This window comes from Epilithonimonas mollis, from assembly GCF_900142325.1.
Lineage (GTDB): Bacteria > Bacteroidota > Bacteroidia > Flavobacteriales > Weeksellaceae > Epilithonimonas > Epilithonimonas mollis.
In genome coordinates, this window is sequence record NZ_FRAM01000002.1 from 737,591 (window position 1) to 758,960 (window position 21,370).

General features: G+C 37.9%; 22 protein-coding genes. 10 read left to right on the forward strand and 12 right to left on the reverse strand.

Features of this window, described 5'->3' with window-relative positions; translation table 11 throughout:
* Window positions 1–112 precede the first annotated feature (112 nt).
* Window positions 113–1,318 carry an RsmB/NOP family class I SAM-dependent RNA methyltransferase gene (locus BUA97_RS10995; protein ID WP_072997941.1) on the reverse strand — a complete coding sequence of 402 codons (1,206 nt, stop codon included), beginning with the start codon at window positions 1,316–1,318 and terminating at the stop codon, window positions 113–115.
* 262 nt (window positions 1,319–1,580) lie between these two features.
* On the opposite strand from BUA97_RS10995, the gene BUA97_RS11000 reads away from it, so the two are divergent.
* The 4 genes from BUA97_RS11000 (at window position 1,581) to BUA97_RS11015 (ending at window position 7,955) form a co-directional block, all read left to right on the forward strand.
* Entirely contained in the window at window positions 1,581–2,174 is a 594-nt protein-coding gene (locus BUA97_RS11000) for a TetR/AcrR family transcriptional regulator (protein WP_072997944.1), read from the forward strand.
* 88 nt (window positions 2,175–2,262) lie between these two features.
* Window positions 2,263–3,630, forward strand: a complete 1,368-nt coding sequence (locus BUA97_RS11005; RefSeq protein WP_072997946.1) for a TolC family protein — start codon at window positions 2,263–2,265, stop codon at window positions 3,628–3,630.
* 65 nt (window positions 3,631–3,695) lie between these two features.
* Window positions 3,696–4,757 (forward strand): efflux RND transporter periplasmic adaptor subunit, encoded by a 1,062-nt coding sequence (locus BUA97_RS11010; RefSeq protein WP_072997948.1) that lies wholly within the window; start codon window positions 3,696–3,698, stop codon window positions 4,755–4,757.
* Window positions 4,758–4,763: 6 nt separating this feature from the next.
* Window positions 4,764–7,955, forward strand: coding sequence for an efflux RND transporter permease subunit (locus BUA97_RS11015; protein WP_072997950.1), 3,192 nt, complete (start codon window positions 4,764–4,766; stop codon window positions 7,953–7,955).
* A gap of 138 nt (window positions 7,956–8,093) precedes the next feature.
* Here BUA97_RS11015 and BUA97_RS11020 read toward each other — a convergent pair whose 3' ends face one another.
* The gene (locus BUA97_RS11020; RefSeq protein ID WP_072997952.1) at window positions 8,094–8,540 is read right to left on the reverse strand and encodes a KTSC domain-containing protein; all 447 of its coding nucleotides are present in this window, start codon (window positions 8,538–8,540) and stop codon (window positions 8,094–8,096) included.
* A 195-nt stretch (window positions 8,541–8,735) separates the two neighbouring features.
* Between BUA97_RS11020 and BUA97_RS11025 the strand changes: the two genes are divergently transcribed.
* Window positions 8,736–9,137 (forward strand): META domain-containing protein, encoded by a 402-nt coding sequence (locus tag BUA97_RS11025; RefSeq protein ID WP_072997954.1) that lies wholly within the window; start codon window positions 8,736–8,738, stop codon window positions 9,135–9,137.
* A gap of 50 nt (window positions 9,138–9,187) precedes the next feature.
* Here the strand turns inward: BUA97_RS11025 and BUA97_RS11030 are convergent, their stop codons facing one another.
* From BUA97_RS11030 to BUA97_RS11080, 10 genes are all read right to left on the reverse strand, one after another.
* Window positions 9,188–9,427, reverse strand: a complete 240-nt coding sequence (locus BUA97_RS11030) for a hypothetical protein (protein WP_072997955.1) — start codon at window positions 9,425–9,427, stop codon at window positions 9,188–9,190.
* Between the two features lie 86 nt (window positions 9,428–9,513).
* The gene (locus BUA97_RS11035; RefSeq protein WP_072997957.1) at window positions 9,514–10,836 is read right to left on the reverse strand and encodes a hypothetical protein; all 1,323 of its coding nucleotides are present in this window, start codon (window positions 10,834–10,836) and stop codon (window positions 9,514–9,516) included.
* Window positions 10,837–10,929: 93 nt separating this feature from the next.
* Window positions 10,930–11,820, reverse strand: coding sequence for a 3-hydroxyacyl-CoA dehydrogenase family protein (locus BUA97_RS11040; RefSeq protein WP_072997958.1), 891 nt, complete (start codon window positions 11,818–11,820; stop codon window positions 10,930–10,932).
* 121 nt (window positions 11,821–11,941) lie between these two features.
* Window positions 11,942–12,763, reverse strand: a complete 822-nt coding sequence (locus tag BUA97_RS11045; RefSeq protein WP_072997961.1) for a M23 family metallopeptidase — start codon at window positions 12,761–12,763, stop codon at window positions 11,942–11,944.
* 6 nt (window positions 12,764–12,769) lie between these two features.
* Window positions 12,770–13,735, reverse strand: a complete 966-nt coding sequence (locus BUA97_RS11050) for a Gfo/Idh/MocA family protein (RefSeq protein WP_072997964.1) — start codon at window positions 13,733–13,735, stop codon at window positions 12,770–12,772.
* Between the two features lie 185 nt (window positions 13,736–13,920).
* Window positions 13,921–14,226 (reverse strand): type II toxin-antitoxin system RelE/ParE family toxin, encoded by a 306-nt coding sequence (locus tag BUA97_RS11055; RefSeq protein WP_072997967.1) that lies wholly within the window; start codon window positions 14,224–14,226, stop codon window positions 13,921–13,923.
* Window positions 14,208–14,450, reverse strand: coding sequence for a hypothetical protein (locus tag BUA97_RS11060; RefSeq protein WP_072997971.1), 243 nt, complete (start codon window positions 14,448–14,450; stop codon window positions 14,208–14,210). The genes BUA97_RS11055 and BUA97_RS11060 overlap by 19 nt, the downstream gene beginning before the upstream one ends.
* A 54-nt stretch (window positions 14,451–14,504) precedes the next feature.
* Entirely contained in the window at window positions 14,505–15,533 is a 1,029-nt protein-coding gene (locus BUA97_RS11065) for a Gfo/Idh/MocA family oxidoreductase (protein ID WP_072997975.1), read from the reverse strand.
* Window positions 15,534–15,803: 270 nt separating this feature from the next.
* A complete protein-coding gene (locus BUA97_RS11070; protein ID WP_072997979.1) occupies window positions 15,804–16,628 on the reverse strand; it encodes an SDR family oxidoreductase in 825 nt (274 codons plus the stop codon).
* 166 nt (window positions 16,629–16,794) lie between these two features.
* Window positions 16,795–17,772 (reverse strand): 3-oxoacyl-ACP synthase III family protein, encoded by a 978-nt coding sequence (locus BUA97_RS11080; RefSeq protein WP_072998607.1) that lies wholly within the window; start codon window positions 17,770–17,772, stop codon window positions 16,795–16,797.
* A 187-nt stretch (window positions 17,773–17,959) separates the two neighbouring features.
* On the opposite strand from BUA97_RS11080, the gene BUA97_RS11085 reads away from it, so the two are divergent.
* The 5 genes from BUA97_RS11085 (at window position 17,960) to BUA97_RS11105 (ending at window position 21,360) form a co-directional block, all read left to right on the forward strand.
* Complete coding sequence (locus BUA97_RS11085) at window positions 17,960–18,610, forward strand: protein-L-isoaspartate(D-aspartate) O-methyltransferase (RefSeq protein WP_072997983.1); 651 nt, start codon at window positions 17,960–17,962, stop codon at window positions 18,608–18,610.
* Window positions 18,611–18,714: 104 nt separating this feature from the next.
* Window positions 18,715–19,485 carry a nucleoside triphosphate pyrophosphohydrolase gene (gene mazG, locus BUA97_RS11090; RefSeq protein WP_072997986.1) on the forward strand — a complete coding sequence of 257 codons (771 nt, stop codon included), beginning with the start codon at window positions 18,715–18,717 and terminating at the stop codon, window positions 19,483–19,485.
* Between the two features lie 63 nt (window positions 19,486–19,548).
* On the forward strand, window positions 19,549–20,148 hold the full coding sequence (locus BUA97_RS11095; RefSeq protein ID WP_072997990.1) for a LemA family protein: 600 nt from the start codon (window positions 19,549–19,551) through the stop codon (window positions 20,146–20,148).
* Window positions 20,148–20,576, forward strand: a complete 429-nt coding sequence (locus tag BUA97_RS11100) for a TPM domain-containing protein (protein WP_394332926.1) — start codon at window positions 20,148–20,150, stop codon at window positions 20,574–20,576. The genes BUA97_RS11095 and BUA97_RS11100 overlap by 1 nt, the downstream gene beginning before the upstream one ends.
* Window positions 20,557–21,360, forward strand: coding sequence for a TPM domain-containing protein (locus BUA97_RS11105; protein ID WP_072998611.1), 804 nt, complete (start codon window positions 20,557–20,559; stop codon window positions 21,358–21,360). The genes BUA97_RS11100 and BUA97_RS11105 overlap by 20 nt, the downstream gene beginning before the upstream one ends.
* The last annotated feature ends 10 nt before the right edge of the window (window positions 21,361–21,370 follow it).

The following is a 21,370-nucleotide window of genomic DNA, read 5'->3' on the forward strand; positions in this document are numbered from 1 at the left end:
GTGAAAAAAATCTTATCCGCGGATAAGATTTTATAATATTTATAGTGTTAATATTGAACTCTAATCATTTGTGTGTTAATCCCGTGAATCATTAACTGATCCAGGGGATTTTTTATGCGTTTCTTTTAATAAGTGCCATGTAGAATCCGTCATAACCTTCGCTCGGCATGATCTTTTCGTCTTTTATCAGACTGAAGTCCGGGTTTTTTTCCAGGAAAATTCTGACTTGTTCATTATTTTCGGAAGGAAGGATGGAACATGTGGCGTAGATCATCTGGCCTCCTTTTTTCAGGATTTTGGAATAGTCCTGCAGGATCTGCTGTTGCTCGCCTTTGATTCTGTCAATGAAGTCCTGATCGATTTTCCATTTGGAATCGGGGTTTCTTTTCAAAACGCCCAGACCGGAACAAGGTGCATCGATCAAGAGCCTGTCTGCTTTTTCATGAAGTCTTTTGATGACTTTGTTATCCGTGATGAGTCTCGTTTCTATATTGTGTGCGCCCGCTCTTTTAGCTCGCCTTTTCAATTCTGCAAGTTTCCATTCATAGATATCTAATGCGATGATCTTTCCCTTGTTTTTCATCAGTGCTGCCAGGTGCAGGGTTTTCCCGCCGGCTCCGGCACACGCATCCACAACACGCATTCCTTCTTTTACATCAAGCAGTTCACCGATTTTCTGTGAACTTGCATCCTGCACCTCAAATAATCCATCCTTGAAAGCAGTGGTAAGAAATACATTTTTCTTCTCTTCCAGCTGAAGGGCGTCGGGATAATTTTTTACGGTAAAGGATTCCACATTTTCATCCCTCAGATCGGCAATCAGCTCTCTTGGTGTTGTTTTCAAGGTGTTTGTACGCAGAACTGTCGGTGCTTGTTCGTTCAAAGCAAGCATTTCTTTTTCCCAGCTTTTTCCCAGTTCTTTCTCCAGAGTATCTGCCAGCCAGTCCGGGATAGAATATTCTATGGATTTTGTCGGGACAGTTCCTTTTTTCAGTTTTGTAAGGATGTCAGCTACTTTGATACCATCAAATTCCTCGAATTTTTTATAGTGTGTTTTGCTCCAGATCAGGTATGCCAGGATCAATTTATAAATGTTATTGGGTTTCACGCCTTCACCCATGTAATATTCCAGGCGTTTCTTCCAACGGATGATGTTGTAGAATATCTCGGAAACAACTTTTCTGTCTTCGCTTCCCCATTTTCTGTGAGATTTCAGCAGTCTTTCAATAACCTTGTCAGCATATTTTCTGTCTTCGAAAAAAGTTTCTTGAAGTGAATCGTGAATACCGATCAGGAGGTTGCGATGTATTAATTCCATTTATTATTTACAAAAATTTTAATAAGTTGTCAAAGGTTTCCTTTTCTGAATTTGATATTTTTTGGAAACCAATTTTAAAGATTCTGCAAAGTTACTGAATTTAATTTTACAATACCTGTCAATTCTTGTCCTAAGAAAAGTGTCTATTGATTCTGATAAATTAAGTTTGTGTTAATTTTTTCAAATTTGTTTAATTTTATTGTTTAACAATTTTGTCAAAAAATAAAAATAATGTAAGTTTGCACAAAATTGTTTAACAAAAATGTCAAATCTTAATAAAGATCAAACACAGGAATTAATAAAGGAAACGGCCAAAACACTTTTTTTCCGGGAAGGAAAATTCAATGCTACAACCCAGGAAATTGCTGATGCAGCGGGTGTTAACAGGACGCTTATTAATTATTATTTCAGATCAAGAGATAAGCTTTTCAATTCAATTTTTGAAGATGCGATCAAAAAGGAAGAAGAGCAGAGAGAGCTGGTTTTGATGTCCACGCTGCCATTCAAAGAGAAAATTGAAAAATATATTGATGATTCTATCAGAATGGGGCAGGAGTATCCTTATCTGGAAACTTATATTGTGAGCAGGATCAACGATGGCTGCTTTTATAAAGAGGAAGATGACTGGCACAGGTTTATGGATCTTTTTCATAAAGAGTTCCGTGAGGAAGTGAAAAAAGGGAATGTGGAAGATGTGGAACCGATACAGTTCATACTCAATCTCGCATCTCTGGTTTCCTTTCCGCTTGCTGTGCGGCCGTTATTCCAGACAACGATGAAAATCAACGATGAGGATTATGACAAAATCATCAGTGAAAGGAAGGAGGTTATTCTTAATCTTTTATTTAAAAATTAAAAAAAGCAATTGTTGCTAAAGTAATTTACATTGAGGATCGTTTATCAAGAATAAATACAAAAAAATAAAAATAAACTTATAATAAATTATGAATAGAAAACGCATAACTGCAAATGGACAGAGGATGGGCTTCTCCGTAATGCTTATGATTTTCGGGTTTTCGTCTTTTTTTGCACAGCAGACCATTACTTTGAAACAAGCCATAGAATATGCATTGCAGAATAAGACCGACGCACTGAAGGCCAAGCTGGAGGTAACCAATGCAGATTACAAGATTGCAGAAGCAAAAGCCGGTGCACTTCCAAAAATCGATGGAACAGCCAATCTGACTTATAATCCTATTTTGCAGCAGAGTGCTCTGGATGTTGGAAAAGCTTTTGGAGGACCAAGTAAAATTGAAATGGTAGCATTTGGACAGCCGTGGATTGCGGGAGCCGGAGTCCAGTTACAGCAGGCAATTTTTAATCAGCAGGTCTTCATCGGATTAAAAGCGGCAAAATCAACAAAAGAATTTTATCAGCTGAATGCTGATCTTACTGATGAGCAGATCATCGAGCGGGTTTCTAATGCTTATTTCCAGGTTTTCACTGTAGAGCAAAATCAGGAAACGCTGGAAAGCAGCTATGGAAGTACCGAAAAAGCCAGAAATATAATTAAAAGCCTGTTCGATAACGGGCTGGCCAAAAAAATAGATCTTGACAGAACCAATGTTAATCTTACCAACATAGAAACCAATATAAAGCAAACCAAAAACGGTGTAACGCAGGCAAAAAATGCTCTTAAATTCTATATGGGAATGCCTATCGAGAAAGATATCCAGCTGGTGAAAGAAGATATGGAAATCACACCGCATCTTTTGGAAAATACGCTTAGTTCTGATAGCAGAACCGAAGTCAAAGTTTTGCTTAAAAATAAAGAACTTCTTGAATATAATAAAAAAGCAACTGAAGCGGCTTATTATCCGACAGTTAATCTTACTGCGAATTATAACTGGCAGGGAATGGGTCCGAAATTTCCTTTGACCAATGGAAAGTCTAGTGGCGTGTATTGGTCCGATTATTCAGCAATCGGCTTAGGAATCAATATTCCGATTTTTAACGGATTCTCAACAAAATCGAAGGTTCAGCAGGCTCAGATCGAATTGGATAAAGTCAGCCTGGATATTAAGGAGACAAAGCTTAGCCTGGATTTAGCATATCAGAATGCAAAATCGCAGATAGAAAACAGTCTTTCTACATTAGAAAACCAAAAGGCCAATGTAACTCTGGCTGAAGACGTTCTTGCTAACACAAGAAGCAATTATCAGTACGGACTGGCAACACTTACAGATCTTCTGGATGCAGAGAATTCTTTGGTTCAGGCGAAAAATAATTACACTACGGCTGTTCTGGATTATAAAATTGCAGAAGTACAATACTACAAATCAAAAGGAGAACTTAAAACTTATTTAAAATAAACTAAGAAATAATAACTATACAATGAAATCTCTGATTCCATTTGTCAATTAAATAAATATTCCAAATGAAAAAAACTCTAATATATATCATCGTTGCGGCTGTTCTTATCGGTCTGGGTGCTTACAAAATTGTTGATAACAAGAAAAAACAGGAGGCTGAGGTAAAAGAAGTGGCAAAACAAGTTGATAAAATCAATGTGAATGTCATCACTGTTTCCAGAGCAGATATTAATACTGATTATTCTGCAAACGGAACTTTTATCCCAAAACAGGAAACCAAACAGTCTGCCGACATCGCTGGAAGAGTGGTGAGTGTTTTCGTGAAAGAAGGCTCGCGGGTAAGCGCAGGTCAGGTTCTGGCAACCATCAAAAAAGATGCGATCGAAGTAGATGTAACACAAGCTCAGAATAATCTTCAGAATGCAATTATTGACAATCAGCGTTATGAAAATGCTTTCAAGACAGGAGGTGTTACGAAGCAGCAGCTGGATAACTCCAGATTACAACTGAAGAATGCTCAGGCCGCAGTGAGAGCACAAGGTGTGAAAATCAATGATACAAGTGTTCGCGCAGGAATCAGCGGAACGATTAACAAGAAAATGGTAGAACCAGGCGCAGTAGTGTCAACAGGAACTGCTTTGTTCGAAATTGTCAATATCAATTCATTAAAGCTTTCGGTTTTGGTTGACGAAAGCCAGGTCGGAAGAATCCAGCTAGGTCAGGAAGTGGATATTAATGTGAATGTTTTACCTGAGGAAAAATTCTCAGGAAGAATAACATTTATTGCTCCGAAAAGTGATGCTTCTCTTAATTTCCCTGTCGAAATCGAAGTTCAGAACAGAGGAAATCTGAAAGCCGGGATGTATGCAACAGCTGTTTTCAAAACCAATCACGGTGCAGAAACCCAAAATATGCTGACCGTTCCAGCAGAAGCTTTTGTAAATGGTGTTAGTTCCGGACAATTATTCATCGTAAATAATGGTACAGCTAAACTTATAAAAGTCACAACAGGAAAAGTTTATGGCGACAAAGTTCAGATTCTAAGCGGACTGAATGGTGGCGAACAAGTAATTACAAGCGGACAGATCAATCTTGATAATGGTTCGAAAATCAATATCGTAAAGTAACAGAAGATGAAATTAGCAGAAATAGCCATTAAAAGACCCTCGCTCGTTATCGTATTATTCACGATTCTGACGCTGGGCGGTTTGTTGAGTTACTCTATGATGGGGTACGAATTGATTCCGAAGTTTGAAACCAATATGGTAACGATTTCCACAATCTATCCGGGTGCTTCGCCTGCAGAGGTGGAAACATCAGTGACAAGGAAGATTGAAGATGCAGTTGGTTCTTTGGAAAACGTAAAAAAAGTAGAATCTTCTTCTTACGAAAGTTTATCGGTAATTATGGTTCAGCTGAATACAGGAGCTGATGTCAACTATGCCCTGAATGATGCTCAAAGAAAGGTGAATGCAGTTTTGAAAGATCTGCCGAAAGATGCAGATCCACCTTCGTTACAGAAATTTTCATTGGATGATCTACCCATAATGACATTGAGTATCACCAGCGATAAAATGAATAATAAGGAACTGTATGATCTTTTGGATAAGAAAATTGAACCGGTGTTTTCCCGTGTCAACGGTGTGGCTCAGGTAGATCTTGTTGGTGGACAAGAGAGAGAGATTCAAGTCAATTTGGACGAAAAGAAACTACAGGGTTATGGTCTGTCAATCGGAGATGTTCAGCAGGCTATCCTTTCTTCAAATCTGGATTTCCCGACGGGAGCTTTGAAAACCAGAACTTCCAGATCTACAATCCGACTATCAGGGAAATACAAAGATGTGGCAGAGATGAACGGTCTTGTGGTTTCCAACAAAGATGGTGCGCAGGTACGTTTGTCTGATATTGCGACGGTTTTTGATGCACAAAAAGATGTAGAAAAGGTTGCAAGATACAATCAGAATCCTACAATTTTGATGCAGGTTAAGAAACAATCCGATGCCAATGCAGTATCTGTATCAGATTTAATTAAGAAAACAATTGCTCAGGTTCAGGACAATTATAATGCGCAAGGTATAAAAGTAAATATCGTTGATGACAGTACAGACTTTACACTAGAAGCAGCAAATCATGTAATTTTCGATTTGTTTCTGGCGATTATCCTTGTTGCTGTGGTGATGTTATTATTCCTTCATAATATCAGAAATGCATTTATTGTAATGGTTTCGATTCCGATGTCTTTGATTGCAACAGTAATCGGAATGTATCTGATGGGATATACGCTGAATTTGATGAGTTTACTGGGACTTTCACTCGTTGTGGGTATTCTCGTGGATGATGCGATTGTAGTTTTGGAGAACGTTTACCGTCATATGGAGATGGGAAAAAGCAGAATCCGTGCGGCGTATGATGGTGCTTCTGAAATTGGATTTACTGTAACAGCAATTACCTTGGTAATCGTAGTAGTATTCTTACCGATTGCGATGAGTTCCGGCTTGGTGTCAGATATCCTGGCACAATTCTGTGTAACGGTAGTAATTGCGACAATGTTCTCTTTGTTGGCATCATTTACGATTATTCCTTGGTTATCATCAAGATTCGGAAAACTGGTTCATCTGACGGGTAAAAATCCTTTCGAGAAATTTATCCTTTGGTTCGAAAAGCAATTGGATAGATTTACACACTGGATCAGTGGAATTTTGGAATGGTGTTTAAAATCGACATTAAGAAGAGTTTTAACAGTTGTTTTTACCTTTGTTCTATTGATTGTGACAACAGTTGGATTAATGGGTGGCGGATTTATCGGCGGTGAGTTCTTCCCGAAAATGGACAGAGGCCAGTTCCTTGTTCAGATGGAATTACCAAAAGATGCTTCCGTAGAAAAAACCAATCAAGTTACACTTGCTGTTGAAAAATATCTCAGAAACGACAAAGATGTTGTGGATATGATCACAACAGTTGGTCAGCAGTCGACAGGTTTTGGTGGTGCGCAGGCGACTTTGTACCAATCTGAGATCCAGGTGATTTTGGTAGATAAATCTGAACGTAACGAAAGTACCGATATCAAATCGGCTAAAATAAAGAGAGCTTTAGAGGAAAAATTCACTGGTGTTGAATTTAAAACAGCACCGATCGGATTGATGGGAGCAGACAATGCACCAATTGAATTGGTAGTAACCGCTCAGGATAATGCTACAGCAAACAAAGAAGCAAACAGAATTCTTGAATTGCTTAAAAAAGTTCCGGGTTCAGTAGACGCTGAGTTATCGACAGACTCCGGAAGTCCGGAAGTCCAGGTGAATATCGACAGAGATAAAATGGCTTCTTTAGGATTGAATCTTTCAAGTGTAGGGCAAACGATGCAGACAGCATTCAGTGGAAACACAGACGGAAAATTCAGAGCTGGAGAGTATGAATACGACATCAACATCCGTTTTGGCGATGCCAACAGACAATCCATTGATGACGTAAGAAACCTGATTTTTACAAATCCTTCCGGACAGCAGGTAAGGCTGAGCCAATTCGCTGATGTAAAAATGGGATCCGGACCAAGTTTGCTGGAACGTAGAGACAAAGCACCTTCTGTAAAAGTGAAGTCGAAAGTTGTAGGTCGTCCTGTAGGAGATGTTGCAAACGAATGGGCCGCTCAGTTTATGGACAATGAAAAGACAAAGCCTGCTGGTGTCACTTACATCTGGAGTGGTGACATGGAAAACCAGACCGAAGGTTTCGGGACTTTAGGAATTGCTTTAATGGCGGCTATCATATTGGTTTATCTGGTAATGGTTTCTTTATATGATTCATTTGTTTATCCGTTTGTGGTATTATTCTCAATTCCATTAGCACTGATCGGGGTAATGATAATCCTTGCAATCACAGGAAATTCATTGAACATCTTTACGATGCTCGGGATGATCATGTTGATTGGTTTGGTGGCGAAAAACGCAATTATGATTGTCGATTTTGCCAATATGAGAAAAGCAGGCGGAGCCAATACGCACGATGCTTTGGTTCAGGCCAATCACGCCCGTCTTCGTCCGATCTTGATGACAACGATTGCAATGATATTCGGGATGATCCCGATTGCAATTGCAAAAGGAGCGGGAGCAGAGATGAACAACGGCCTGGCATGGGTGGTTATCGGTGGTTTGACATCGTCATTATTCCTGACGCTGATTATTGTACCGGTAGTTTATTCATTATTCGATTCAATTCTTAGAAGAATGGGCAAAGACGAAAAAGTTGATTATGATGCGGAAATGAAAGCAGAATATGAACACCGGGAACTTAGTGAAGACGGTTACACACCGAAACACGTAGATTAATATATCAATTATTTTACCTTGAAGCGCATCAATTTTAATTGGTGCGCTTCTTTTTTAAAGAGAAGTGGAAATGATTTGTGCAGTAAAAAAGGCTCTCAGAAAAACTGAAAGCCCTTATTTTATTTTTAATTTTTGAGATTAATCTGCCATTGCCTCGCCGGATTTTCTGTAGGTAAAGTTACCATAGATATGTCTTCTTGCGAAACGGCTTGGCGAGTCAGAATTCACCATTTTGATATATGTATTTCTCGGGACACCAATATATTCAAACATTTTTCCGTTAAAATGCTGAACTTTCAGGATGGACTTCTCAAGATAGAAATCAGTGATGATAGAATTGGTGATCGTGTCCGTATATTCTTCTTTGTATTTTTCCTGGGTTTCCTCGCTGATGCTTACCAGGAAGTGATAAGCTTCAATCACGGATTTGCTTTTTTCCTCGGCTTCCAGTTTTCCCGCTTCGTCATTGATGAATTTGTCAGGATGGGTATCTTTCATCGTATTTCTGTAGATGTTTTTCAGATCTTTCAGCGTTACGGTTTTATCGACATCGAGAAGCTTTCTGTATTCAGCAATTTTTTTCATATTATAATCTTAATTTCGGGGTGCAAAATTAAGCTTTTAAAATTTAAAAACCGTAACTTATTCATTATTAATTTAATTGATATCCAGAGAGAAGTTTTTTATCAGATCAATTGGTTGATTTCTATTTCATAATATCACTTTTAATAGATTATGTTAAAAAGAAAATCTTATCTTTGAATGGTAATTCTATAAGAAATGAAAAAATTTTTTTTGACATCGATATTAGCTCTAGCAATTGTTTCCTGTACCAGCAGAGTAGGGAACGCTTCTAAACTTGGAAAAAGTCAGGCAGCTATTGCGGGTACACAATGGATACTGGCTGATGATGTTGCGAACAAACCTACATTGGTAATAGAGCAGAACAAAATCTCCGGAAATGCAGGCTGCAATAATTATTTTTCTGATGCTACGATAGATACATCTGCCGGCAATTTTTCTGCGAAAAGTGTAGGCTCAACAAGAAAGATGTGCAGCAATATGTCAACGGAAAATGCATACCTGGAAGTGCTTCCTCATGTTAACAAATACGTTGTAACAGAAACAACCCTGGAACTTTATAAAGACAATCTGCTGTTATTAAAATTTAATAAGCAATAAATTTGTAATTAATAATAAAAAAAAGGAACTCAAATCGAGTTCCTTTTTTATTATTCTTCGTCTTCTTCGTCGTATTTTGCAAGTTCTTCATCACACCATTTGAAGGCTTCCTCCACCACTTTTGTAGCTTCTGTTGCTACAGTTTCCTCATCATCACCTTCCAGATCATCCAGCCATTCTACATCTTCTTCTTCTACATTAAGGATGAAACGCGGGTATTCTGTATGTACAACGAATAGATCTTCTGGGAAATCAGAATTGTCGGCTAATAAAAACTTTGGTAATTTCATAACAATAAAATTTAAAAAAAATAATTTGAGTGGGTCTTTTATTTTTCACTCTATTTTTCAAAGATAAAAAAATTCCCCGAAAAGAATTATTGATATTTATTTTTTTTAATGTTGATTTTACGCTCCACTTTATACCGCGTCAGCGTTGTTTTCTGGAGTGTATCTTTCGGAGTGAAGATGACTTTAATATTCGGATTCACCGTGCTGATGAGCTCTGCAGTTTGTCCGTCGTTATCCAGCTGATCTTTAACAAAGAATTTCAGATTTTTATTCATCAGGTTTTCATTTTTCAGAAATCCCGTAACAGCCTTCCTGTTTTCAAGATAATCCCCTCTGGAAAGCCATGTAAACACAAAGCCAACAGCAAGACTTACAAATCCAACGGAATAAGTCAGACCACCGATCATATAAAACACCTTCCTGAAAAACACCATCCAGATCCCAATGGAAAATGGTGCCAGCAATCTGTAATCAATAGCATTGACAGAATAAAAGTATTGGATGAAAAAAGATAAAATAATAGAAACCACAGAGCTGGTGAGAATGAATTTTTCTGTTTCAGACAGTTTTATTCTGATAAAAAGAAACAACATGGCGGCTATCGTCAGGATCCCGATTCCGAAGATCCCAAAGTTGATAATACCACCATTAGGATCGGCAATGTGTATGAACGGATTGAACGTTGTTGCCAGACCCTGAAACAGTTCTAGAAGCAGTTGCGACGTCGGCTTCAGTCCGATTTCTAAAAATGTATCAATATATTTCTCATTAAAATAATCAATGAATGTAAATTTATAAACAACATAAAACAGAATCCCGATCATCCCTGAAAAAAGGAAACTTTTCCAGTAACTCTTCCGGAAATTCATCAATCCGAAAACAATGCTTCCGCAACAAAAGAACAGTGCACTGTAACGGATGTTGATCATTGTGATAAGACAAAGACTTAATAATGAAACGCCTTGTAGAAGCGAATATCTCTGATTGGTAATTTGCTTTCCGATATAGAAGAAAAAAACAACAAAAGGCAGGATCAGTTCCTCACTCATTGTGTAAGAATAAGTGCTTACAAAACTGAATAATGCCGAAGTAACCATTAATTCCTTAAAGAAAAATTGTTTCCTGTAAGAAAAGATCAGGATCAGTGTATAAGCCAGTAGTCCCACCAGCTTGCTGCTCCAGAAATTGTCCAGATCCAGGAAAGTGAAAAACTTGATGGCCAAAGGATACCCGAGCGGCGCAGTGGTATTGTCTATGACCGGAAAAATCTCGGATTGTCTCATGTACCGTATAGAATCCGGGCTCACGCGGCCTTTTTCATTCATCAGAAACCGGAGGATTATCATGATATAGGTGATGACCACCAGGGTTATCTGTACTATTTTTTCTTTGTTCGAATTTAACTTCATCAAGATCACAGTTTATAAAAAATGCCAGAACCAAGCTGGTCCTGACAAAGTTATCAATCTTAATGCAAAAATACTAATTTGACATTCCGTTATTTACTTCAAAAACATTTTAGAAACCTTTTCCGCCTTCTTACTTTCGGAATAGTCGTAAAAGCCCTCGCCGGATTTGACACCTTTTTTTCCGGCCATTACCATATTGACTAATAAAGGATTCGGTGCATATTTTGGATTTTTGAAACCGTCGTACATGACATTTAAGATAGCCAGACAAACATCCAGCCCAATAAAATCTGCCAGTTGCAAAGGTCCCATTGGGTGCGCCATTCCCAGTTTCATTACGGTGTCGATTTCCTCAACACCGGCAACACCGTTATAGAGCGTTTCAATGGCTTCGTTGATCATCGGCATCAGTATTCTGTTGGCTACAAAACCTGGATAATCATTCACTTCAACCGGAACTTTTCCCAGTTTTTTTGACATTTCGAAGATCATGTCAAACGTTTCTTTGGAAGTAGAGTAGCCTTTGATGATCTCAACAAGCTTCATGATCGGTACAGGATTCATGAAGTGCATGCCGATTACTTTTTCCGGACGTTTGGTTGCGGCTGCAATCTGGGTGATAGAAATGGATGAAGTGTTGGTCGCAAGGATACAGTTTTCCGGTGCCAGTTCATCAATTTGACCGAAGATTTTCAGTTTAAGATCCAGATTTTCCGTTGCCGCTTCTACGATAAGATCTGCATTGTGAGCTACATCTTTCAGATCCGAAAAAGTGTTGATATTACCGAGCGTTGCGCTTTTTTGTTCTTCGGTCAGGTTACCTTTTGCGATGATTCTGTCCAGATTAGTCGTGATGGTTTTGATCGCTTTATCAAGATTTTCTTGTTTGACATCAACAAGACTAACTGCAAAACCACTTTGAGCAAAAGTATGGGCAATGCCGTTTCCCATAGTTCCTGCGCCTATAACAACGATGTTTTTCATTTATAGTTTATAAAATTATTATTTGTAAGAATGATTTAATTTAAATTTTTGATCTGGTTGTAAATATATCATATTTTGAGAATTTCAAAAAAATATTTTGTAATTATAGAATGTGACAATTCTAGTAGTTTCGAGTATAAGTTTTTTTCTCTTGCAGGTAAACAGGAGTAGGACTTTCCTTTACACGGAATTTAGTTTTGTAATAAGTTCTTTCACCATCAATTTTATTTGTAAAAACCGAGAAATGAAGATGTGGCCCTTTGCTCCAGCCTGTGTTACCGCTGTATCCAATTAATTGACCTTGTTTTACATCATCGCCTTTATGTACAGCGATTCCATCTTTCTTAAGATGTACATATTCTGCAAAAGTTCCGTCATCGTGAAGAATAATAACTTTATTATTAAGTTTTGCGCAGTCTTTTGTAAGACAGGATTGGTTAGAATCTGATTTAGTAATGATAACTTTTCCACTTCTTGCGGCTAAAATTTCAGTTCCTGATTTATGGCTGAAATCTAAAGAATAAGTGTTTTGATGAGAAAAATTCCCATTATATCCCTGATAAATTGACTGAGAAGTATTAGTGGAATATGGCAACCAATACACTTCTTCTGAATCGGTTGGTTTTGCATTGATGTCTCCAAAGACATAAAATACATTATAACTGAATTTATATGGCTTCAGTTTGTCTTGATTGTCAATTTTGGAAATAATAAATTTCTTTGTATTAGCAGGGACTATTACAATACTTTTATTGGCTAAACTGGATTTTACGTTTTCACCAGAATATTCGTATTCGATGCTAACAGGGCAAAATTCATTATTATCAACAGTTATAACATTGGTTTTGTTTTCCAAATATTTGTCAAATTTAATGTCTGGCGATTCTTGGGAAAATATGAATAAAGGAATAAAAAATAAAAGATAAATAATTTTATTATTCATGATATATTATTTATTTATCAATCTCATAATCTCCAAAGCCACTTTCAGTGCTTCGGTTCCATCTTCCAAAGAAACTTCTACCGGAACATTATTTTCTATAGCGTTGGCAAAACTTTCCAACTCATCCAGAATCGCATTATTCGGCTGAATATTTGGATATTCGAAAAGAATTTGGTTTTTCTCGCCTTCCGCATTTTCGATAATCATATCGAAGTCGGACGGATTTTCCGGCGCTGGTTTCATTCGGATTACTTCTGCTTTTTTCTCCAGGAAATCTACAGAAACATAAGCATCCTGTTGGAAAAATCTGGATTTTCGCATCGCTTTCATCGATATTCTGGAAGTCGTGAGATTAGCTACGCAACCATTTTCGAACTCTATTCTCGCGTTGCAAATGTCTGGTGTTTTACTCACCACGGAAACACCGCTGGCGTGGATCAGTTTCACTCTGGATTTTACCAAACTCAACAAAATATCCAGATCGTGAATCATCAGATCCAAAACTACGGAAACATCCGTTCCTCTCGGATTGAATTCCGCCAATCTGTGAATCTCGATAAACATTGGATTCTGAATATAATCTTTAGCCCCAATAAAAGCCGGATTATAGCGTTCCACGTGACCAACCTGCGCCTTGATCCCAAATTCTCTGCATTTGTAAAGAATTTCTTCCGCTTGTTCAAGCGTCTGAGTCACAGGTTTTTCGATAAAAAAATGAATGCCTTTTTCAATCGCTTTCAATGCGTAATTATAATGATAAAGCGTTGGCGTTACAATATCCAGCATCTCGATTTCGTTCAGCAAATCCTCGAAGCTTTCAAAATATTTATAACCCAATTCCGCCTCAAGTTTTCTTCCGTTTTCCGCATCTTTATCGTGGAAACCAACCAGTTCGTATTTCTCAGATTGATTCAGTAATCTCAAATGGATTTTACCGAGATGTCCCGCACCTACAAGTCCTGCTTTTATCATATGTTGATTTAGATTATTTTTATGGTCATATGCAATCGCTAAAATTTATCGGTATTTGCAATTCCGAATCACGGCGATTTCATAGCTTATTTTTCTTAAGGAGGTAAATTTAAGAATTATCACAAATCCAAATAAAAAAAGACCCGGAATTTTTGAAGTTTCTGAGTCTTGTCATTGTTGTTTGATCAAGAATAGTCGAAATCAGTTTGTTTTTCATCTCGTCTTGCATCCCAAATTGATAATATGATTATCTCTTTTGCGTTGATTTCATAGAAAATCAAATAATTTCGAACAATGCTAATACTAGAATTTTTATCATTTGTTGTTCTTCCAATTTTTGGATGAAGCGATAACAAATCGACGGCTTCCGTAAATAGATCATTAAGTTTTTTACTGTAAGTTTTAGATTTGGTTTTATTGGCCCAATAAATTAAAATCTCTTTAAGTTCTAATTTTGCAGAATTTGTCCAGACTATTTTTCGTTTAGCCATTGTTCAATTTCTTTTTTCACTTCTTCACCAGTGGATATTTCTCCATTTGCATATTCTTTTCTAGCTTCTGCAATTCTACTTTCCTGCTGTTGTGATAATAAATAAATCTCTTCATCCAATTCAAAATCCAAAAGTTTTTTGATTTGTTTTATCACTCGAATTTCCTTCAATTCGGTTATTTGATTAATCACATCTAATTTTAATTGTAATTCAGCAGAACTCATTTTGGAATTATTTATATCAAATTTACATAAAATATGAGAAACTTAAAGATTCAATTATAAAAATACAACTTCTCCTTTCTCAGAACTTTCCTTCGCGGCTTCAATCACTTTCATCGTATGTAAGGCTTGTTTTGTAGTAACCGGAACTTTTTTATCATAAACGATGGCATTGTAAAGATCATCATAGAAATCCAGATAGTTTCCTTGTAAAGTCGGGAAATTCACAACTCTGTCGTTGTAGACCAAAAGTCCGGTTTTGTCCTCAGGTTCGTTTCCCCAGTTTTCACGATTCGGAATTTTGCCTAGTTTCAGTTCATCTTCCTGGACGTCAGCTCTGTGTTTCAGAAAGCTTCCTTTTTTGCCGTGAAGAACAAATGCAGGCGTCATTTCTTTTACAAAAAAACTGGATTTCAATCGCACACGCTTGTCAGAATAGTAAAGCAAAATATCGAAATAATCATCAATCTGCGTATTTTCTCTTATTCTTCTGATGTCAGCAAAAACCTTTTCTGGATTTCCAAATAATGTTAAAGCCTGATCAATGACGTGTGAACCCAGATCCATCAAAATACTTGCGCCGGGATTTCCGTTTTCTTTCCACGCTTTTGGACTCAGTTCAGGGTTATATCTTTCGAAACGTATTTCTGCTTCCACGATTTCTCCCAAATAATTTTCTTTCAAAACCTTTTTCACAGTTCGGAAATCGCTGTCATATCGTCGGTTTTGATAGACACAAAGTTTCAGATTTTTTTCTTTGGCGAGTTTGTGCAATTCCTCTGCTTCTTCGGAAGTTGTCGTGAAAGCTTTTTCTACCAAAGCGTGTTTCCCGGCTTCCAAAACGTTCTTCGTAAACTCAAAATGCGTGTCGATTGGTGTATTGACCACAACTAATTCCGCATCACTTTCCAGAACTCCTTCAAGAGTATCGAAACTTTTAACATTTGGATAATCAGTTTGTATATTTTTTGTGCTTCGTTCGTAGGCGCCTATCAATTCAAATCCATCATTGACCTCAAGAAACGGTGCGTGGAACAATTTCCCCGAACCGCCGTAAGCCAACAAAGCCGTTTTTATTTGTCTCATAAATTTTAAAATAATTTTGATGATGCAATTTAACCAAATAAAAAATCAAGCCACAAAACTTGTAACTTGAATCTGTTATTAATTTAGGTTTCTCGCAGATTTAGCAAATGACGCAGATTTAAAAAAATAATCTGCTAAATCTGCCCAATCTGCGAGATGTCTCAGTTTAAAGGCTTCGAGAGCCTCAGCTTAAGATAATTATTAGATTTGTTAGTCTGAGCGTAGTCGAAGACTTTTATAATTTCTCACTCTCCAACTCTCCAACCCAAATCACCCCATAATATGAAACCCACCATCAACATGACGGATTTCGCCTGTGATCCTGGTTTTTTTTCGGAAAAGGTGAACAACCTCGTGCGCCAAATCTTCTGGCAAAGCATTTCCCAACGGACTGATTCTGTTCGCTCTTTCCACATCTTCAATTTTCAAAGTGGCGTTGCCGGCTTTACTTCCCATATATGGAGAAAATCTGATGGCATTGGCGCGGATTCCGTACTTCTTTCCGAGCTCATAAGCCATTTCAATGGTCAATCTTTCCAGCGCCGCTTTTGCGATACTCATATTGATATAAGGAAAAAATGAAACTTTCTCCGCAGCAATATAACTTAATGAAACAATCGAAGCGCCATTTTGCAAAACACCATTGGCGAGCAATGCGTGGCAAAGCGTAACCAATGAAAATGCGGAAACATTCATCGTATCGTTAAATTCTTCAGCAGTTACTTCCAGCATTGGTTTCACGGATTTGTTTCTGATGGTTTTATCCATTGCAATGGCATGTAGAAATCCGTTCAGTTGGATGTTTTTTGTTTTCAGATCATCAGCAAAATGGCTTAAACTTTCTGGTAAAGTGACATCGAGCGGCGCGGTGTAAACATCATTTCCCAATACTTTTTTACAAGCGTTTTCGAAATCTTCATAGTTTTTATTGAGAAAAGATTCTGCTTTTTCGGAAAGATTTTTGTGAAAAGGTGTCACGCCTAATCCTGTGCAAACCACCTTTCCGTTATTCGCAAGAATTTTTTCGGCAGTTTTCATTGCTAATGAGTTTTCATCTGCAATGCCGGTAATTAAAAAAGTTTGATTATCTAACATTTTTTTGAGACTTATAGATTATAGACGAATAGATTATAGATTTATAATCCCGTATGGATTTATTTTACTAATCAATTATCAATTATCAATTATCAATTATCAATTATCAATTATCAATTATCAATTATCAATTATCAATTATCAATTATCAATTATCAATTATCAATTATACTTTATAAAGTGCAGTTCCCCAGGTCCAGCCGGAACCAACAGCTGCGAAAAGCAATAGATTTCCGGGTTGGATTTTTCCACTTTTATAAGTTTCATCCAGGACAATTGGGATGGTTCCGCCGGATGTATTGGCGTATTTGTCCATATTCGTCATCACTTTTTCGAATGGAATATTGGTTTTTCTGGCAGTTTCCTGAAGAATTCTGATGCTTGGCTGGTGAGGAATCACCCAATCGACATTTTCAGAAGTCAAGTGGTTGGCTTCCAGAATTTCATTGATTGTTTCTGGCAAAACTTTAGTCGCCGTTTCAAAAACTTCTTTTCCATTCATTTGAAAATAGTGAAGTTTTTGTTTTAATGTTTCTTCCGAAGCTGGCATTTCGGAACCGCCAGCGGGAATATTAAAATGATATTTCCCGGTTCCGTCTGCGTGCAGTTTGAAATCGAAAAAGCCTTTATCTTCCGTTGTAGCAGATAACAAAATCGCACCGGCGCCGTCCCCAAAAAACACTGAATCTTTTCTTTCCCAATCGGTAATGGTTGAAAATGTATCAGCGCCGATTACCAATACATTGTTGTACATTCCTGTTTCGATAAACTGGCAACCGATGGCGATACCGTAAAGTCCGCCGGAACAGACTGCAGAAATATCAAAGGCAACCGCTCGTGGCGCATCCATCTTTTCCTGCACAAAACATGCGGTTGATGGCGCTTGTCTGTCCGGAGTAGAAGTGGCAACAATGATAAGGTCGATGTCTTTTGGCGATACATCTGTATTTTCTAAAGCGCGCAATCCGGCTTTGTAAGCCAAGTCGCTGGTAACTTCACCTTCGGCAATCCGGCGTTCTCTGATTCCCAGATTCTTAAAAATCCATTCGTCAGACGAACCTACTTTTTCAAAAAAATCATTCTTTAGGATTTTTGGTGGAACATACGAACCAGTTCCTTTGATATAAGCACGAATTTTCTGCATAACATTCATTCTTTCATTCATTTAATTGTATATAAGCTTGAATTTTTCATAAAAAAACAATCAAAGCTATGAACTTTATCTTACATCAATGTTAATTTTTTGATAATTTTTAAATTTATGATTTATGTTTGTTTTTTAAAAATTTCATTCCGAAATTGCAGGATATTAGCATTAACTGAAACTAATAATGAAAGATACTTATGTTCATAAAGGCAAAAGAAAACAATTGATCGATTATCTTCATCAGAAAATCGGGATTACAGATTCTTTTGTTTTGAATGCGATGAACGAAGTGCCGAGACATCTCTTTATAGAAAGTGTTTTCGAAGATTATGCTTACGAAGACCGCGCTTTCCCGATTGCTGCGAAACAGACGATTTCTCATCCGTCAACCGTAGCCGAACAAACCGAATTGCTGGAAGTGAATGAAGGCGAAAAAATATTGGAAATAGGGACTGGATGCGGTTATCAGACTGCAGTTTTAATCCAGATGAAAGCTTTGGTTTATACGGTTGAGCGTCAAAAGGATTTGTATGATTTTTCTACAAAGATTTTCAGAGAATTGAATATAAGGCCAAAGTTCCAGAGCTTTGGAGATGGATTTGCTGGTTTGCCAACGTTTGCTCCTTTTAATAAAGTGTTGGTAACCTGCGGCGCAGAAATTCTCCCAACCGAACTATTGAAACAACTGAAAGTCGGTGGGAAAATGGTGATTCCCTTAGGTAAAACGGATGAACAGATCCTTTACAGGTTCACGAAAATTTCTGACACTCAGTTTGAGAAAGAGGAATTTGGTGTTTACAAATTTGTTCCGATGTTGCAGAATAAATCTCATTAATTTGGTTGATGATTGTCGGTTGAAAGTTGATGAGAAATTTGTTCGCAATGACGGAAAAAAGCGGCAACGGAGCGCGGAAATATGCGCCCAAATAAATATTGAAAATGAATACTAGACAGGAAAAAATGGAGGCTTTTGGAAGGCTTCTCGATATAATGGACGACTTGCGGGAGAAATGTCCGTGGGACCAAAAACAGACGTTCGACACCTTGCGGCATTTGACTTTGGAGGAAACTTATGAATTGTCTGATGCGCTTCTGAATGAGGATTTGCAGGAAATCAAAAAGGAGTTAGGCGATGTGCTCTTGCATCTGGTCTTTTATGCAAAAATAGGCTCAGAAAAGAAGAGTTTTGATATCGCTGATGTCATCAATGCTTTGAACGAAAAATTGATTTTCCGTCATCCTCATATTTACGGCGATGCAGTTGCAGAGGATGAAGAAGCGGTGAAGCAAAATTGGGAAAAACTAAAACTGAAGGAAGGAAATAAGTCGGTTTTAGAAGGTGTTCCGAAAGGTTTGCCACCAATTATCAAAGCTTACAGAATCCAGGATAAAGTGAAAGGGATCGGTTTTGAATTTGATTCTGCGGATGATGCCTGGGCAAAAGTTCGGGAGGAATTGCAGGAGTTCCATCAGGAAACCGACAAGGATAAAAAAGAATTGGAATTGGGCGATGTTTTTTTCTCGTTGATTAATTATGCCAGAATCTCCGGACTGAATGCGGACACAGCTTTGGAAAAAACGAATTCGAAATTCATTTCCAGATTTCAGAAAATGGAGGAATTGGCTTTAAGCAAAAACTTAATTTTATCTAATTTGAATCTTGTGGAAATGGATCAGCTTTGGGAGCAAGTCAAGGTTTCTGAAAAATAAATTTAGCGGATATATATAATTTGTATATTTGATTTAATTAAAAATTTTAAAACACATCAAACTATGAAAGGTAAAGGTTGTATTGTAATAGCAGTAATTTTAGGATTAATAGCGGTTGTCGTTTTCTGGGGTTCCGGAAGATATAATTATATGGTTCAGGCTAATAACGATGTTCTTGAGAAATGGGCCAACGTAGAAACGGTTTACCAAAAAAGAGCGAATCTGATTCCGAATCTGGAAAGAACGGTAAAATCTTACGCGAAATTTGAACAGGAAACTTTGACCCAGGTTGTAGAAGCCAGAGCAAAAGCAACTGCTGTTAATGTGGATCCTACCAATATGACAGAAGCAGATATGGCAAAGTTCCAGCAGGCTCAGGGACAGCTGAGCGGTGCATTGGGAAGATTGCTTATGGTTGTGGAAAAATATCCTGACCTGAAAGCTGATCAGCAATACATCAATTTCCAAAGAGAATATACAGCGATTGAAAATAGCATCCGCTCAGAAACGGTTTACTACAACGGTTCTGTGAAAAGTTTCAACAATCTTGTAGAAACCTTCCCGGGAAATATCGTTGCGGCTTTCTTCCCGAAGTTCAGTGTTAAACCTACATTCAAAGCTGAAGCTGGTGCAGAAAAAGCGCCAAGTGTTTTTTCAGAATAATGAATCAGTTTCTTACAGATACAGAGATGGCTTCCCTTGTGGAGGCCATCAAAATAGCTGAGGATCAATCTTCCGGAGAGATACGTGTGCACATAGATTCCACTGCTGAGGATGATTTTGCCAAAAAGGCGTTTACTGTTTTCCGTTCTCTGGAGATGCATCTCACCAAAGAAAGAAATGGCGTTTTATTCTATGTCAATTTCGAACAGCATTATCTCACGATTATCGGAGATGAAGGCATTCATAAAAAAGTAAAACAACAGTTCTGGGATAATCTACATGACGAAATAACAGCAGAATTCTCAAAAAAAAATTATTGCAAAGGTCTGAATGATGCCATCCTGAGAACCGGCCTCGAACTGAAAAAATATTTCCCAATCTCCGGGGAAAATATCAATGAATTATCCAATGATATCAGCTTCTCTTAAACGATATATTGTCGCACTATTACTGGTTTTTGGATTGTTTTCCAAAGCTCAGCTGGTGCCGGAAAAACCTGCGGTTCTCTATCCTGTTTATGATAAAGCAGGATTGTTATCCGAAACAGAAAAAGATGCGCTGAATCAAAAACTAATCAAGTTCTCCGATTCTACATCTACAGAGATCGAGGTCATTATTCTGCCAACGACAAGTGGTGAAGATGTAAATTACCTCGCAACGATGTACGGCGAAAAATGGGGAATCGGACAAAAAGGTGTAGATAATGGCGTAGTTTTCCTAATTGCAACAGAAGACAAAAAAATGTCGATCCAGCAAGGTCGAGCTGTTGAGCAATATTTGACAGCTTCCGTGGCAGGTCAGATCCTGGATTATCTGGTGACACCGGCTTTCCGGAAAGGCGAATTTTATAATGGAATTGACCGTGGAACTTCTGCGATTATGGAAGCGGTTCAGGGAAAATTCAAACCTATTGTCAAGAAACACAAAAGTGATGGAGGAATCAACATCGGATCTGTGATTCTGATTGTCATTATCATCATTATTCTTTTCAGCATTATCAATAAAAATGGTGGAAACGGCTGGGGTAATAATGACGATGACGATGTGATCTTATCAAGGCGCGGAAGCCGCAGATACCGTGGCGGATTTTTTCCATTTCCGGGAAGTTTCGGCGGTGGTGGCTTTGGCGGCGGAAGTAGTGGAGGTGGAGGCTTTGGCGGTTTCGGCGGCGGCGGAAGTTTCGGCGGCGGCGGTGCTTCTGGTGGATGGTAAAATAGCTAAT